This is a genomic window from Rhizobium mesoamericanum STM3625 (assembly GCF_000312665.1).
Classification (GTDB): domain Bacteria; phylum Pseudomonadota; class Alphaproteobacteria; order Rhizobiales; family Rhizobiaceae; genus Rhizobium; species Rhizobium mesoamericanum.
Map to the genome: position 1 here is coordinate 3803819 of NZ_HF536772.1, position 16119 is coordinate 3819937.

General features: G+C 59.9%; 14 protein-coding genes. 9 read left to right on the forward strand and 5 right to left on the reverse strand.

The annotated features are described in order from the left end of the window. Positions 1–37: 37 nt before the first annotated feature. Together BN77_RS18525 and BN77_RS18530 are read right to left on the reverse strand one after the other, a co-directional pair. Positions 38–1120, reverse strand: a complete 1083-nt coding sequence (locus tag BN77_RS18525; protein WP_425280242.1) for an ABC transporter substrate-binding protein — start codon at positions 1118–1120, stop codon at positions 38–40. Between the two features lie 193 nt (positions 1121–1313). Next, a complete protein-coding gene (locus tag BN77_RS18530; RefSeq protein ID WP_007534689.1) occupies positions 1314–2186 on the reverse strand; it encodes a MurR/RpiR family transcriptional regulator in 873 nt (290 codons plus the stop codon). A 179-nt stretch (positions 2187–2365) separates the two neighbouring features. Here BN77_RS18530 and BN77_RS18535 point away from each other — a divergent pair, with 179 nt between their 5' ends. The 6 genes from BN77_RS18535 to BN77_RS18560 all read left to right on the forward strand — a co-directional run bounded on the left by BN77_RS18535 (position 2366) and on the right by BN77_RS18560 (position 9918). Further along, entirely contained in the window at positions 2366–3139 is a 774-nt protein-coding gene (locus tag BN77_RS18535; RefSeq protein ID WP_007534690.1) for an N-formylglutamate amidohydrolase, read from the forward strand. A 126-nt stretch (positions 3140–3265) separates the two neighbouring features. After that, positions 3266–4819, forward strand: coding sequence for an amino acid permease (locus BN77_RS18540; protein ID WP_007534691.1), 1554 nt, complete (start codon positions 3266–3268; stop codon positions 4817–4819). A 146-nt stretch (positions 4820–4965) separates the two neighbouring features. After that, positions 4966–6333, forward strand: coding sequence for a glutamine synthetase family protein (locus tag BN77_RS18545; protein WP_007534692.1), 1368 nt, complete (start codon positions 4966–4968; stop codon positions 6331–6333). Between the two features lie 109 nt (positions 6334–6442). Next, positions 6443–7828: an aldehyde dehydrogenase family protein gene (locus BN77_RS18550; protein WP_007534693.1), complete on the forward strand. Its 1386-nt coding sequence runs from the start codon at positions 6443–6445 to the stop codon at positions 7826–7828. Beyond that, positions 7825–8976 carry an iron-containing alcohol dehydrogenase gene (locus BN77_RS18555; protein ID WP_007534696.1) on the forward strand — a complete coding sequence of 384 codons (1152 nt, stop codon included), beginning with the start codon at positions 7825–7827 and terminating at the stop codon, positions 8974–8976. Before BN77_RS18550 ends, BN77_RS18555 begins: the two co-directional genes overlap by 4 nt. 228 nt (positions 8977–9204) lie before the next feature. Beyond that, complete coding sequence (locus BN77_RS18560) at positions 9205–9918, forward strand: ParA family protein (RefSeq protein WP_007534698.1); 714 nt, start codon at positions 9205–9207, stop codon at positions 9916–9918. 67 nt (positions 9919–9985) lie between these two features. On the opposite strand, the gene BN77_RS18565 is transcribed toward BN77_RS18560, so the two are convergent. Next, on the reverse strand, positions 9986–11335 hold the full coding sequence (locus BN77_RS18565) for a L,D-transpeptidase family protein (protein ID WP_007534699.1): 1350 nt from the start codon (positions 11333–11335) through the stop codon (positions 9986–9988). A gap of 209 nt (positions 11336–11544) precedes the next feature. Here BN77_RS18565 and BN77_RS18570 point away from each other — a divergent pair, with 209 nt between their 5' ends. The 3 genes from BN77_RS18570 to BN77_RS18580 all read left to right on the forward strand — a co-directional run bounded on the left by BN77_RS18570 (position 11545) and on the right by BN77_RS18580 (position 13210). Then, positions 11545–12384, forward strand: a complete 840-nt coding sequence (locus BN77_RS18570; RefSeq protein WP_007534701.1) for a DUF4432 family protein — start codon at positions 11545–11547, stop codon at positions 12382–12384. A 69-nt stretch (positions 12385–12453) separates the two neighbouring features. Next, positions 12454–12792, forward strand: a complete 339-nt coding sequence (locus BN77_RS18575) for a protein tyrosine phosphatase family protein (protein WP_007534704.1) — start codon at positions 12454–12456, stop codon at positions 12790–12792. A gap of 73 nt (positions 12793–12865) precedes the next feature. After that, positions 12866–13210, forward strand: coding sequence for a RidA family protein (locus tag BN77_RS18580; protein WP_007534707.1), 345 nt, complete (start codon positions 12866–12868; stop codon positions 13208–13210). Positions 13211–13249: 39 nt separating this feature from the next. Here BN77_RS18580 and BN77_RS18585 read toward each other — a convergent pair whose 3' ends face one another. Together BN77_RS18585 and caiB are read right to left on the reverse strand one after the other, a co-directional pair. After that, complete coding sequence (locus BN77_RS18585) at positions 13250–14908, reverse strand: thiamine pyrophosphate-binding protein (RefSeq protein WP_007534709.1); 1659 nt, start codon at positions 14906–14908, stop codon at positions 13250–13252. After that, positions 14905–16107 carry a succinate--glutarate CoA-transferase gene (gene caiB, locus BN77_RS18590; protein WP_007534711.1) on the reverse strand — a complete coding sequence of 401 codons (1203 nt, stop codon included), beginning with the start codon at positions 16105–16107 and terminating at the stop codon, positions 14905–14907. The genes BN77_RS18585 and caiB overlap by 4 nt, the downstream gene beginning before the upstream one ends. Between the last annotated feature and the right edge of the window lie 12 nt (positions 16108–16119).

The following is a 16119-nucleotide window of genomic DNA, read 5'->3' on the forward strand; positions in this document are numbered from 1 at the left end:
CTCCGCCACCGGGGGCGGAGAGGTTCAGCGTCAGACCTTACTTGACGTTGGCGCCGACAACGCTGTCCCACTTGGTGGTGATAGCGGCCTTGCCTGCAGCCTGTTCCTCGAGGGTCGGGAACACGGCCTTCTCATAGGCAGCAGCCGGCGGCAGCTTGTCGAGGAGTGCCTGCGGGACCTTCTTGTTCTTCGCCAGATCGTTGAAGCGGATCGGGTGGCAATAACCCTTCAGCCAGCCAAGCTGACCTTCGTCCGAATAGAGATATTCCATCCAGAGCTTGGCAGCGTTCGGATGCGGAGCAAAGGCCGAGATCGCCTGGACGTAAACGCCAGCGACGACGCCCGATGCCGGAACGACGACTTCAGCCGGCGGGTTGCCCTTCAGCGTATCGCGCCAGGACAGGCCGTTATAGTCCCATGCGACGACGATCGGGGTGGAGCCCTGAGCGAGCGAGGCGGACTTGCCGATGACCGGAACGAGGTTGCCGGCCTTGTTGAGCTCGGCGAAGTATGCAAGACCGGCCTCACCAGCCTTGGTCGCATCCTTCTCACCGGATGCGATGCCAGCGGCATAAACGGCCTGTACGGCCTGGTTCGACGCGCGGGGATCACCGGCGAGTGCAATGCTGTTGGCATAGTCCGACTTCTTCAGGTCCGCCCAGTCCTTCGGGACTTGCTTGACGATGTCGGTATTCACGACGAAGGAGAGAACGCCATAGTAGTCGCCGTACCAGAAGCCGTCGGCATCCTTGGCGCTGGCCGGAATGGAATCCCAGGTCGAGACCTTGTAGGGCTGGATCAGGCCGTCTGCTTTTGCCGACGGACCGAAGGAGAGACCGACGTCGATCACGTCGGGAGCCTGCGGGCCGGTGTTGCCCTTGTTGGCCTTGATGGCTTCGATTTCGTCACCCGAACCGGCGTCGGGGTTCAGTTCGTTGACTTCAAGGCCGTACTTTGCCTTGAAGCCGGCAATGACGTCGCCGTAGCCGCACCAGTCGTGCGGAAGCGCGATCGTCGTCAGCGTGCCTTCCTTCTTGGCGGCAGCGATAAGGTCAGCGCTGGGTTCGGCGGCTGCAATTGCAGTCGAGGCAACAACAATTGCAGTAGAAAGCGAAAGCATTTTTGAAATATTAGAGATCACTGTTGTTCTCCTTCGGGTTTTCAGTGTTCCGGCGATGCTGTTACTGACGTTACGTGAAGCTTTAGTGACAGTTTGGTGACCTTCTTTTTCTTTGTATAGCAGGCAGTTGGCGGCGATGTTTCATTTGCGCCACGATGCTTGCTTTCGTCATCTCTCTGTCGGATTTTCCCTCCTAACTAAGTTTGCGGAAGAGCCTGGTTTGTTCGAACAGGCCTTCCAAGGTTTTCATGCGTTCTTTCGTGTCATCCCAGGTCGAGCTCTGAACGGCCTCGATCAGCGCTTCGACGATGAAGAGAGTGACGACGGACGAGTCCCAGGCCGATGGCGCCTCGATCTGCACACGAAAAGTGTGGCGTGCGAGCTTGGCGGCTGGCGAGCCCCACTGATCAGTAAAAACGACGATCTCTGCCCCGCTCTTGCGGGCGGCGGTCGCCAGGCTGACCATTTCCTGTTCGTAGCGGCGGATATCGAAAATAACCAAAAGGTCGCCGGGGTTGATGTTGAGCAGGTATTGCGGCCAGCTGCTGGAATTGGAGGAGAGCAGCGCGGTATTCGGCCGAATGACCTGCATATGAGTAAAGAAATATTCGGCCAGCGCGCCGGTAATGCGTCCGCCCACAAAATACAGGCCGCGCTTGCGATCGGATAGGAGCGAGGCGACGCTGTCGAACGTCGCCGTGTCGAGCGCGCTCAGCGTCTGACGCAGATTGCCCATGATCGCATCGGCGAAGCGGTTGAGAATATGTGTGCCCGGCGCGTTGGAGGCCCAGCGGTCGTGCTTGGTGATGGGGTTCGAAATCGTCGCCTCGACCTCCTGGTGGAGGTGCGCCTGAAAGTCCGGATAGCCCTTGTAGCCCAGCTTCTGGACCATGCGAACAACCGTCGGCGTCGATACGCCGGCATTCTCCGCAATCGTCGTGATGCTGCCCAGTCCGGAGACAGGGTAGTTGTCCAAGAGGCTCTCGGCCAATTGCTTCTCGGCCCGCGTAAGCGTGCCAAAACGCGAATGGATTACGTCCGAAACTGTTTTCGACGCAGCGGTCACGCGATCTTGCTCCCCGGGATTGGTCTTGTGCCACTTTCCCAGGCAAAGTTAACAACCTTGTCACAATCCATGTCAACTGCTGTCATGAAAAGAAATTTTCAGGCCGCGCTTGACAGCTGTTGAAAGCTGAAGAATTCTTTTCTTCTACATTTTTTATTAATGATCAGGATGGTGCGGCAGTGGTGCCTGCTCAGTTCAAGGTCCTAAGCGAAGCGGAAGGCGAGTGTGCTTCGGTCGAGCGGCCGAACGGCAAGAGCCCGCTGCTTTTGATCTGTGAGCACGCTTCCCGGCTGCTGCCGGAGCGCTACGGCACGCTTGGCCTGTCCGACGACGCCTTGAAGAGCCACATCGCTTGGGATCCCGGCGCGCTGGCCGTTGCCCGCGGGATCTCGCAAGCGATCGATGCCACGCTCGTCTATCAGCGATTTTCGCGATTGATCTACGACTGCAACAGGCCGCCCGAGTCTCCGGGCGCCATGCCCGAAAGAAGCGAAGTCTACGACATACCGGGCAACGCGCACCTCAGTGCGGAAGAACGCCTTGCGCGCACCGAAGCACTGTATATTCCTTTCCACGACGCCATTCGCGCAGTGATTCGCGATCGCAAGGCGAGGGGGCAGGAGACGGTGATCGCGACGGTCCACAGCTTCACTCCGGTGTACCATGGCAAGACGCGGGCCGTGGAAATCGGGATACTGCATGATGAAGACAGCCGCTTTGCCGACAGCGTGTTGAACGCCGCATCGACCGGCTTGCCTCTCTACAAAATCGAACGCAACGAGCCCTATGGCCCGGCGGACGGCGTGACCCACACGCTGATCTTGCATGGGCTGTCCAATGGGCTGCGCAATGTAATGATCGAGGTCCGCAACGACCTTATCTCAGACGAAGTCGGTCAAGGGGTCATGGTCGACTATCTGACGGGGCTTCTCAGGCAAAGCCTGGACGCCTGACAACGAAGAAAAAGACCCCGGGGAGCAGTCTAACTGCGATCCGCCCGTAGGCGAACACGTCACGGGCACTTTGGCACTGGATGATCGTCCGCAATCCCGCGGCTGATCGCTAAACAGGGGGAAGTCATGTCCGACTACACGGATCTCGACAAAAAGCAGGATACGCACATCCTGCACTCCATGGGCTATGCCCAGGAGCTGGAACGACGGATGAGTTCGTTTTCGAACTTTGCCGTCTCGTTTTCCATCATCTGCATTCTTTCCGGCGGCATCAACTCGCTGGCGCAAGCGACGGCTGGTGCGGGCGGTGCAGCCATCGGCATCGGCTGGCCGGTTGGTTGCTTTGTGTCATTGGTTTTCGCCGTGGCCATGGCGCAGATCAGCTCGGCCTATCCGACGGCTGGCGGCCTTTATCACTGGGGCTCGATCCTCGGCAATCGCTTCACCGGCTGGTTGACCGCCTGGTTCAACCTACTCGGCCTCGTCACCGTTCTCGGCGCGATCAACGTCGGTACCTATTACTTCTTCATGGGCTCCTTCGGAACGAGCTACTTCGGCCTGACGGATACGACCACAGTTCGCATCCTCTTCCTGGTAGTCATTACCGGCGCTCAGGCGCTTGTAAATCACATGGGGATCGGGCTGACTGCGAAGCTCACGGACTTTTCGGGCTATCTCATCTTCGCAACGGCAATTGCTCTTGCTGCAGTGTGCTTGCTCGCCGCTCCGTCCTACGAATTCGGCCGCCTTTTCACCTTCGCCAACTACTCAGGCGAAGCGGGCGGCAACGTCTGGCCGTCGACATCGGGCACCTGGGTCTTCCTGCTCGGCCTTTTGCTGCCGATCTACACGATTACCGGTTACGATGCATCGGCCCATACCTCGGAAGAAACCGTCAAGGCCGCCCACTCCGTGCCGCGCGGCATGGTCTCTTCGGTCCTTTGGTCAGCGCTTTTCGGCTACATCATGCTTTGCGCCTTCGTGCTGATGCTGCCGAACATGGACGATGCGGCCAAGCAGGGCTGGAACGTGTTTTTCTGGGCCATGGACAGCCAGGTGAACCCCGTCGTCAAGGACCTGCTCTACCTAGCCATCTTCGTCAGCCAGTGGCTGTGTGGTCTGGCAACGGTCACGTCGGTTTCGCGTATGATCTTCGCCTTCTCGCGCGACGGCGGTCTGCCGGCCTCGAAGGCGCTGGCGAAGGTCAGTCCGAAGCATCGCACACCGGTCGCGGCCATCTGGACGGGATCGATCCTATCGGTACTGTTCGTTTGGTTCACCTCACTCGACTTCATGAAGATCGGTGAGACGCCGGTTTACACGATCGTTGTCTCGTGCACGGTCATTTTCCTCTTCTTCTCCTTCGCGATCCCGATTACGCTCGGTCTCTTCGCGTGGGGCACCTCGAAGTGGGACAAGATGGGGCCGTGGAACCTCGGCGAAGGCATGTTCAAGCTGTTTGCAGTCTTGTCGATTATCGCGATGGTCCTGATCTTCGTCATAGGCATCCAGCCGCCGAACGAAGCTGCGCTTTTCGTGACAGTCGGCTTCCTCTTGCTGACGGCCATCGTATGGTTCGGCTTCGAAAGCCGCCGCTTCAAGGGCCCGCCGATCGGCGAAGAAGTCGCGCGCCGTCAGGCGGAGATTGCGGCTGCCGAAAAGGCCGTCGGCGAAGCCTGAGGTTTTCGACTTCCCTCTTCAATTGCGGGGCCGCGATGGCGGCCCCGCTTACCGGATCAACGAAAACGCATCAGGGGCGGCTCGCGCGTTTCACGGCATGCTTTTTCGTTGCCCCGGTTTCAGTTCAAGGTTCAGGCGGATTCAATATGAGCAACTATACCCTCGACGATCTCAAGCAGGATGTTGCCGACGGGCGCATCGATACGGTTCTGGCGTGCCAGGTGGACATGCAGGGCCGCCTGATGGGCAAGCGCTTTCAGGCTGAATACTTCCTCGAGAGCGCATGGAAGGAAACCCATAGCTGTAACTATCTCGTTGCCACCGACATGGAGATGGAAACCGTCTCCGGCTACAAGGCGACGAGCTGGGAAAAGGGTTATGGCGACTATACGATGAAGCCTGATCTTTCGACGCTGCGCCGTATTCCATGGCTAGAAGGCACCGCGCTCGTGCTCTGCGACCTTCTCGACCACCACACGCATGAAGAAGTGTCGCACTCACCGCGCGCGATCCTGAAAAAGCAGGTCAAGCGGTTGGAAGACATGGGGATGAAGGCGTTCATGGCCTCGGAGCTCGAATTCTTCCTGTTCGACCAGACCTACGAATCCGCACACGCATCCGGCTATCGCAACTTGAAGCTCGCCAGCGCCTACAACGAAGATTACCACATCTTCCAGACGACCAAGGAAGAAGAGGTCATGCGGGCAATCCGCACCGGTCTTCAGGGTGCCGGCATCCCGGTCGAAAATTCGAAGGGTGAGGCGTCGGCCGGCCAGGAAGAAATCAATGTTCGCTATGCCGACGCACTTACCATGGCCGACCGCCATTCCATCATCAAGAACGGCTGCAAGGAGATCGCCTGGTCGAAGGGCAAGGCAATCACGTTCCTGGCAAAGTGGCACTACAATGCCGCTGGCAGCTCGTCGCATATCCATCAGTCTTTGTGGAGCGCCGACGGAAAGACGCCGCTCTTCTACGATGAGGGAGGCAAATATGGCATGTCGCCGTTGATGAGCAGCTACGTGGCCGGCCTTCTTTCCCACGCGAGCGAGATCACCTATTTCCTCGCGCCTTACATCAATTCCTACAAGCGCTTCATGGCGGGCACCTTTGCGCCGACGAAGGCGATCTGGAGCAAGGACAACCGCACGGCCGGTTATCGCCTTTGCGGCGACGATACCCGCGCAATCCGTATCGAGTGCCGGGTCGGCGGCTCCGACCTCAATCCCTATCTTGCCTTTGCCGCATTGCTTGCCGCCGGCATCGACGGGATCGAGAAGAAGATGAAGCTGGAGGCGCCTTTCGTTGGCGACGCCTATGGGGCAAGCAGTGTCCGCGAGATCCCGCGCACGCTGCGTGCAGCCACGATTGCCATGACAGAATCGACGATGCTGCGCAGTGCCTTCGGTGACGACGTCATCGACCACTACACGCGTGCTGCCGAGTGGGAGCAGGAAGAGTACGATCGTCGCATCACCGACTGGGAAGTGGCGCGCGGTTTCGAAAGAGCATAATAGGCATAGCCAAGGCCGGACAGGCGTCTGTCACACGATTTCCATATCCGAAGGAAATTGTTTGCGTCGTCCGCCGGTTTCGGCACGCAGAAACAATAGGATGAAGATCATGGGAATGATCCAATGCATTTCACCGGTCGACGGATCGGTCTACGCCGAGCGTCCGGCGCTCTCGCTGGAGGCGGCGAAAGAGGCGGTTGGGCGTGCGCGCAAGGCGCAGAAGGCCTGGGCGAAGCGGCCGCTGGAAGATCGCGTTCAGCTGGTGCTGAAAGGTGTCGCGCGGCTGAATGAAATGTCTAACGTCGTCGTGCCCGAGCTTGCCTGGCAGATGGGTCGGCCGATCCGCTACGGCGGCGAATACAAGGGCTTCAACGAGCGTTCCAACTACGTCGCCTCGATCGCGGCCGATGCACTGGCGCCGCTCGTCGTCGAAGAGAGCGACAAGTTCGAGCGCCGCATCGAGCGCGAGGCGCATGGTGTCGTCTTCGTCGTCGCACCATGGAACTATCCCTACATGACGGCCATCAACACGATCGCGCCGGCGTTGATGGCGGGCAACACGGTCGTTTTAAAGCATGCGTCACAGACCCTGCTCGTCGGCGAGCGGTTGGTGCAGGCCTTCGTCGAGGCTGGCGTTCCCGAAGACGTCTTCCAGAACGTTTTCCTCGATCACGACACGACGTCGGCACTGATTGCTGCCGGCAGCTTCAATTTCGTCAACTTCACAGGCTCGGTCGAAGGCGGTCGTTCGATGGAGCGGGCTGCGGCCGGCACGTTTACCGGCCTCGGTCTCGAGCTTGGCGGCAAGGATCCGGGCTACGTCATGGAAGATGCAGACCTTGACGCTGCGGTTGACACGCTGATGGACGGCGCGACCTATAATTCCGGGCAGTGCTGCTGCGGTATCGAGCGCATCTATGTGCATGAGTCGCTTTATGACAGCTTCGTCGAGAAGTCGGTCGCCTGGGTGTCGAACTACAAGCTCGGCAATCCGCTGGATCCGGAAACATCGCTCGGACCAATGGCGAACAAGCGTTTCGCCAAGCTTGTGCGCGAGCAGATTGCCGATGCGGTCTCAAAGGGTGCCAAGACGCTGGTCGATCCGACACTGTTTCCACAGGACGATGGCGGCGCCTATCTTGCCCCGCAGATCCTCGTCAATGTCGATCATTCCATGGCCTTCATGCGCGAGGAAACCTTTGGTCCGGCCGTCGGCATCATGAAGGTGAAGAGCGATGACGAGGCGATCGCGCTGATGAACGACAGTCAATACGGCCTGACGGCTTCGCTTTGGACCAAGGACCCGGAGCGGGCAGGGCGGCTTGGTCGCGAGATCGAAACCGGCACTGTCTTCATGAACCGCGCAGACTATCTCGATCCGGCGCTCTGCTGGACCGGCGTCAAGGAAACCGGTCGCGGTGGTTCTCTCTCCATCATCGGCTTCCACAACCTGACGCGTCCGAAATCCTACCATCTGAAGAAAGTCACAGCATGAGCAGCAACATCACAGCCAACTGGAGCTATCCGACCGCCTTCAAACTCGGCCGGGGGCGCATCAAGGAACTGGCGGACGCCTGCAAGAGCCTCGGCATGAAGAAGCCGCTGCTGATCACCGATCGTGGCCTCGCCTCCATGGCGATCACCAACACCGCGCTCGACATTCTCGCAGACGCCGGCCTCGGCCGCGCCATCTTCGCCGACGTCGATCCGAACCCGAACGACAAGAACCTTGCGGCTGGCGTCAAGGCGTTCAAGGATGGCGGCCACGACGGCGTCGTTGCCTTCGGCGGCGGTTCGGGCCTCGATCTCGGCAAGTGCGTGGCGTTCATGGCTGGCCAGACGCGGCCGGTCTGGGATTTCGAGGATATAGGTGACTGGTGGACGCGCGCCAGCGTCGATGGTATCGCGCCGATCGTGGCGGTGCCGACGACGGCAGGCACCGGCTCGGAAGTCGGCCGCGCCAGCGTCATCACCAATTCCGAAACGCATGTGAAGAAGATCATCTTCCACCCGAAGTTCCTGCCCGGCGTCGTGATCGCCGATCCGGAGCTGACAGTCGGCATGCCGAAGATCATCACGGCCGGAACGGGCATGGACGCTTTCGCGCATTGCCTGGAAGCCTATTCCTCGCCCTTCTATCATCCGATGTCAGCAGGCATCGCGCTTGAGGGGATGCGGCTCGTCAAGGAGTTCCTGCCGCGTGCCTACAAGGAAGGCACGGACCTCGAAGCTCGCGCCAACATGATGTCGGCTGCCGCCATGGGGGCGGTCGCCTTCCAGAAGGGCCTTGGTGCCATCCACGCGCTGTCGCACCCGATCGGTGCGGTCTACAACACCCACCACGGCATGACGAACGCCGTCGTGATGCCGGCGGTGCTGCGCTTTAACCGCTCGGCAATCGACGAGAAAATTTCGCGCGCTGCGGCCTATCTCGGAATCTCCGGTGGTTTCGACGGCTTCTATGACTACGTGCTGCAGCTCCGCGCCGAGCTCGGTGTTCCAGACAGCCTGTCGGCAATGGGGATAAAACCGGATCGAATCGATGAGCTTTCGGCAATGGCGATCGAGGATCCGAGCGCTGGTGGCAATCCGGTCAAGATGACGCTCGAAAACACCAAGGCGCTCTTTAAGGATTGCTTCTGAACTTAAGAAGACGGCGGACCTGAACTGGCCCGGAAAGCCTAGGCTTTCCGGGCTTTTTTGTTCGTGCGCTTGGTGATTGCGAGAGGTTAAGGAAATGCGGGCCGCAATTTCAGGGGCTGCGTTTAGAAGTTATTAACCATGATTAGAAAGGATGCGTTAACCGCACGATGCATCCGAGAGTGCGCGACAGAGCCATAGAGCGGCTTACCATCCCTTCGAGGACCGACCATGCCAGTCATCACTTTCGCAAACACCAAGGGCGGCGCCGGCAAGACGACAGCCGTCCTTCTCCTCGCCACCGAACTAGCCCAGAAGGGCTACCGGGTGACAATCCTCGACGCCGATCCGCAGCACTGGATTACGCGATGGCATGAAGTGTCCGGGCATGTGGCGAACATATCGGTGATCGATTTCGTCACGTCGGCATCCTTGCCGCTGCACATATCGGAAAACAAGCACAACACGGACTACTTCATCGTCGATCTTCCGGGTACGCGCAACCCGCTGCTTGCAACGGCAATCGGGCTTTCCGACCATGTGCTGATCCCGATCCAGGGATGCGCCATGGACGCACGCGGTGGCGCACAGGTCCTCGAATTGCTGCAATATCTGGATGAGAAGGCGGGTATCCGCATCGGGCACTCGGTGGTGCTGACGCGCGTCAACTCGATGGTGACGACGCGGGCGCTCTCGATCGTCAAGGCGCTGTTAAGCGAGAGACAGGTTGCAGTGCTCGAGACCGCGATCATCGAGCGGTCTGCCTTCCGCGATCTCTTTGATTGCGGCGGCACGCTGCATTCCCTCGATCCGGCTCGCGTCAGCAACCTCGACAAGGCGCGGGAGAATGCCCGCTGCTTCGCCGAAGAGATCATGGGCAAGGTTCCGGTGAAGCTTCCGGAGCCGGCGCGAAGCACTGGTCCGCTGATCCGGTCAGCCGCCTAAAGTGTCTGAAGAAAACAAAATGCGCCCTTTGCGGCGCATTTTTTCTTGAGGGAATAGCGAGCAAAGATCAGTCGGTGAATTCGACCGTAACGCCGGGCTTGACCATCTTGGCCAGTTCGGTGGCATCCCAGTTCGTCAGGCGAATACAGCCGTGGCTCTGGGTTCGGCCGATCTTCGATGGTTCTGGCGTTCCGTGGATCCCGTAAGTCGGCTTGGAAAGGGCCATCCAGACAGTGCCGACCGGGCCGTTCGGACCAGGCGGAATGTTCAGGATCTTGTCGTTGGCACCCTGCTGGAAATTGATCTTCGGATTGTAGGTATAGCCCGGATTGAAGGCGACGCGCTCGACGCTCACCGTGCCTGAAGGTGAAGGTGTGTCGGTGGAGCCGATCGAGGCGGGGTAGGCGGCAATCAGATTGCCGGCATTGTCATAGGCAAAGACCTGCTTGCGGCCCTTGTCGGCGATGATGCGTGCAACCGATCCAGCCTTCGCTTCGCCTGGATTGACAACCTTGATGATCGTGCCGGGAACCGTGAAATCCACGCCCGGATTTATTTCCTTCAGGAAGCCTTCGTCCATATGGAAACGCTCGGCGAGCATTTCCGTCGTCGATGTGTAGCCGAGCGATGACATCGCAGCCTTATGCGCATAATCCTCCGGGATTGCGGCAACGTACGGGCCGGCGGCATCCGCAGGCGCGATCGTGTAGCTGACGAGCGGCAATCCGCCGTTCAAGCGCAGCTGCTCTAGAATTGCGTCGGTGTTATTCGGATCAAGTGTCTCGCCCGTCATCTGCTGATAGGCATAGATTGCCTTGGTGACGTTTGCGCCCATGTGGCCATCGATCGCGCCCGGCGAAATGCCGGCGCGGTCCAGGAAAACCTGCAGGGCGACGATCTCGGACTTCGACTTGTTCTTGAGCGTGATCACCGGCTCCTGAGAAGGCTTCGGCTGCATCACAGCCGGCGGCTGCTGGTCCGGTTCGATCGATGCATAGTCATCGCTCTGCGGGTAAGGCTGATCGTCGAGCGGCTGGCGGTCGATTGGCGCGTTGCGCGGGATCGAGCCGGTCACGGCGCCGCGCTCGGCGTAACGACCATCGCCGTAGGGATCGTCGCCATAATAGACATCACCATTATAGGCGTCGCGCACCGGCGGGCGTGGGTAATAGCCCCGGGCTCGCATCTCGGTTGCGATCACGTTGCCATAGGGATCGACGAGGACGCGGTTGCCGCGTCGATCGCGCGCGTAAGCCGCGCCCGACGGGACATAGTCGAGGATGTCACCGTTCGGCGCCACGAAGACGACCTCACCCCGGCGCGCGTTATAAAACTGCGCCTCGGCAGAGGGTGCCGCGACAGCGATGGCCAGCAGGGCAGCTGCGGCAGACAATCCCGTTATTGCAAAGCGATTCACGTCTTCATACCCTTCAGTGACTTGGCCGACACACACCTGCGAATTTTGACGCTAGTGTGGAATTTATGAAATCGTGCTGAACAAAAGATAAAAATCCCGTGATTTCTCCTTTAGTCATATACGTTTGTGGCAACCCGCACCGTCGTGATTGACGAAATCCCGCCCGAGACATAACGCTGCAGAGGCCGCTACCGGGAGGACGTTGAACGATGATTGAATTTGCCGCCGCCACAGGGCCGACATTGATGCTGGACGAAACTTCGTTGATGGACATCGGCGGATGTATCGTCAACGGTGTCGACATCGCGCCCAAGACGGCGGTTCCCGATGACGGCGATGCACGCATTTCGCATTCCGTGCAAGGCTTCCTGTTTACCTGCGGACCGGACCATATCCGTCACCGCGAACCGGTTCCCGGCCGTACTGATGGCAAGGTCTATCCCCTGCATGGCTCGGGCCCTGGCCACGCAGCCAGAATTCTCTTTACCAAATTCGAGAATGGGAATGCCGAGTGCCGGGCGGATATCGACATCGTAACGGTCGAAGGCCTGCCGGCTCGCATCGAGCGTCACTGGTTCATTGACGGGCGGACTGGCGAGGTCAATCTCAAGGACAAGGTCCTCAACGTGAGCGACCAGATCGTGCCGACCTTCCTGATGTACCATATGAATATAGGCGGGAAATGGTTCGACGCCGGCACGCGTCTTGAAGGCAAGATGCTCGATGGCGGCGGTTTTCCCTGGAATTTCGGTAAGGAACCGGGCGGCATCTTCTGCGTAGAGGCGCCGGCAACGGAAGGCAGCTTTGCTGAGGTGCGTCTTGGCCCAATTGCATCGATCGGCGGCAAGACCCTCAGAGTGCGCGTCCTTGCCGAGACGTTGCCGCACCTGCAGGTCTGGCGCAATCAGAAGGCGCCCGCCGACGTGCTGGGTATTGAGCCGGTATCACATCGTTGGGTGTCGCGGTCCGAGTTGGAGGCATCGGGCGAATTCGTCATGCTCGCGCCCGGCGAGAGCCGAAATTATGGGCTCAGCTTCGCTTTCGTTTGAGTGATCTGCGGTTGACGATGGCCATGGGGCGGCGTAGTCATTCAGCCCACGATTTCAGGAGGATTAGCGATGGACATTCGCCAGATCGACGACGAGTATTCGGTTTCGGGGCAGATTTCGGTCGAGGATCTCGATCAGATCAAGTCCCAGGGCTTCAAATCGATCGTCTGCCATCGTCCGGACGATGAAAGTCCCGACCAGACGCCCTATGCGCTGGTAGCAGCGCGCGCCAAGGAACTCGGCCTTGACATAGCACACGTGCCGGTCGGCCCGATGGGTGTCACCGAGGAAGCGATCGCCGGCATGGTCGACGCGCTCGATGAATTCCCGCGCCCGATGCTCGGCTACTGCCGCTCCGGCGCCCGCTCGACCGCGATCTATCAGAAGACGCACCACATCCGCGCTTAATACCGATCACCGAGCAAGCTTCGACGCCGCTCCATTCAAGCGGCGTCTTTCATTTCATCAATAGGAGAAAAATATGACCATCAAGCGCATCGACGTTGGCGCCCGTATGAGCGGCGCAGTCGTCCACGGCAACACCGTCTACCTCGCTGGCCAGGTCGGCGAAGGCGAAAGCGTCACGGAACAGTGCAAGTCCGCGCTCGCCGAAGTCGATCGTCTGCTTGCTGCAGCCGGCTCGAACAAGTCGAAGATTCTGCAGACCCTGATTTATCTCTCCGACATGTCCTACTTTGCGGAAATGAACGCTGCTTGGGAAGCTTGGGTCGATCCGGCGAACACGCCAGCTCGCGCGACCAGCGAAGCCAAGCTTGCTGCGCCGAAGTACAAGGTCGAGTTCACGGTTACGGCCGCCCTCGACTAACCCGACGGGCCTTGCAGTCATAAAAGCCGGTGGGTTCGCTCACCGGCTTTTTGTATGGGCGATTTCGGAAAGAGTACGCGTCGGCGTAATGGCCTCCCGATCGAGCTTTACCTCGATGATCGAGGGCTTGCCGCTCGCCCGCGCACGCTTAAACGCGTCCGCGAAATCTTCCGTCGTTTCGACCGTCTCCCCATGGCCGCCGAACGCGCGCGCAAGCGCGGCAAAGTCCGGGTTGGTCAGATCGGTGCCGCTGACGCGCCCCGGATACTCGCGCTCCTGATGCATGCGGATGGTGCCATACATGCCGTTATTGATGACAATGGCGATGATCGGCAGGTTGTAGCGCACAGCGGTCGCAAACTCCTGGCCGTGCATCAGGAAACAACCGTCTCCGGAAAAACAGACGACCTCACGTTCGGGAAAAAGGTGCTTGGCCGCCACGGCGGCCGGCAGACCATACCCCATGGAGCCGGACGCCGGTGCCGCCTGGGTGTTGAACTGACGGAATCGATGGAAGCGATGCAGCCAGGTGGCATAGTTTCCGGCGCCGTTGGTGAAGATTGTGTCGGGGCGCGTGTTTGCCTCGATCCACTCCATGATCGGTCCCATGTGAACTGCACCGGGACCGGTCTTTGGCGGGGTCGACCAGGCGATGTAGGCCTGGTGCATCCGTTCGGTCCGCTCCACCCATCCGATGTCCCTTGGTGCCTCAAGATCAGCAAGATTAGCAACGAAGTCACTCGGGCTCGCACAGATTGCAAGGTCGGGTCTGTAGACACGACCAAGCTCGGAAGGATCGGGATGAATGTGCACGAGCGATTGCTGCGGATAGGGGACGTTAATCAGCGTATAGCCGGAGGATGGCATTTCCGACATCCGCCCGCCGAACAGGATCAGCAGGTCGCTCTCCTTGATCTCCCTGGCCAGCGCGGGGTTGATACCGATACCGACGTCGCCGGCATAGTTCGGATGCAGATGGTCAAACAGCATCTGCCGACGGAACGAGCAGCCGACCGGCAGAGCGAAGCGTTCCGAGAAGGTCTTCAGATCGGCAACCGCATCTGCATCCCAGCGCGTGCCGCCGACGATGACCATCGGTCGCTCCGCTTTCAGTAGGCGAAGGCAAAGGTCGTCGATCTGGCGGCGGCCGGGATGGGCTTCGACGCTGGAAAAGCGCTTCGCACGAGGAGCCTCCACTTCGTCCCGGAGCATGTCTTCGGGCAGTGACAAGACAACAGGGCCGGGACGGCCCGACGTTGCGATTGCAAAGGCGCGGGTAACGAATTCCGGAATGCGCGCAGCGTCGTCGATCTCGCCCACCCACTTGCTGAATTCTGTCAGGGCGCGGCGGAACTCGACCTCCTGAAACGCCTCTCGTTCTCTTGCGTCGCGCTGGACCTGTCCGATGAAGAGGATCATCGGAATGGAATCCTGCCGGGCGATGTGCAGTCCGGCGGTGGCGTTCGTGGCACCGGGGCCGCGGGTAACCATGCAGATGCCCGGCTCGCCGGTCAGTCTGCCCCAGGCATCTGCCATCATGGCAGCACCGCCCTCCTGGCGGCAGACGATCACCTCGATCTCGCTGTCGTAGAGCGCATCGAGAACGGCAAGGAAACTCTCGCCGGGCACGCAGGTGAGGCGTTTCACCCCATTCGCTTTCAAGGCCTCGACGATCAGTTCCCCGCCCGTTTTCTTCATGATGATCTTTTCCTCTCAAGTTCGGCGAGCTCGGCCAGAACTTCCTCCTGATGTTCTCCAAGCCTCGGGCTCGGACGCTCGTAGCGCAGGGGCGTCCGCGATAGCACGACCGGCGTCCTGACGCCGGGGATGACCGTACCCCTTGCGTCGGAAAGATCTACCCGCAGTCCGCGCGCCTGAATTTGCGGATCCGCAAACATTTCTTCGATGGTATTGATCGCACCGGCCGGAACTGCGTCCGCCTCACAGGCTTTCAACAGGTCGGCTTTCTGCCATTTCAGCGTTTCGGTCGAAACGAGCCTTCGGACCTCGTCGCGGTTTGCAACCCGCGCCTTGTTCGTCGCGTATCGTGGATCGTCGGCGGTGCCCTCAAGGCCGAGGATCGCGCACAGGCGGCGGAACTGGCCGTCATTGCCCACTGCGAGGATCAGATAGCCGTCGGCCGCCGGCACCACTTCATAAGGAGAAATGTTCGGATGTGCGTTTCCAAGTCGCGTCGGGGCGCGGCCGGAGACCAGGTAGTTCATGTTCTGGTTGGCGAGGACGGCGGATTGTACGTCGAGCAGGGCCATGTCGACCAGCTGCCCTTCGCCGGTCCTTTGCGCGTGGATGAGCGCTGCCTCGATCGCTGCCACCGCATAGATGCCGGTAAAGACGTCGGCGATCGCGACGCCCGCTTTCATCGGCTGTCCATCCGGCTCGCCTGTTATCGACATGAAGCCGGACATGCCCTGAACAATATAGTCGTAGCCCGCCAGGCTGGCATAGGGACCGGTCTGGCCGAACCCGGTGATCGAGCAATAGACAAGCCTTGGGTTGATCTTTTTCAGGCTCTCGTAGTCGAGACCGTATTTCACGAGCCCGCCGAGCTTGAAGTTCTCGATGACCACGTCGGCCGTGGCGACAAGACGGCGGACCAGTTCCTGATCCTCTTTGCGCTTCAGGTCGGCAGTGATCGAGCGCTTGCCGCGGTTGGCTGCATGGTAGTAGGCGGCGGAGAGATTTTCGCCGTCGGCACCCTCAACGAAGGGCGGCCCCCAGTGCCGTGTGTCATCGCCGCCATCAGGGTTTTCGACCTTGATGACGTCGGCGCCGAGGTCGGCCAGCATCTGGCCGGCCCAAGGACCGGCGAGCACCCTCGCAAGCTCGATCACGCGGATGCCGGATAACGGTGGCTTTTGAGGCTGATTGTCCGTCATGTTCCTCCCACG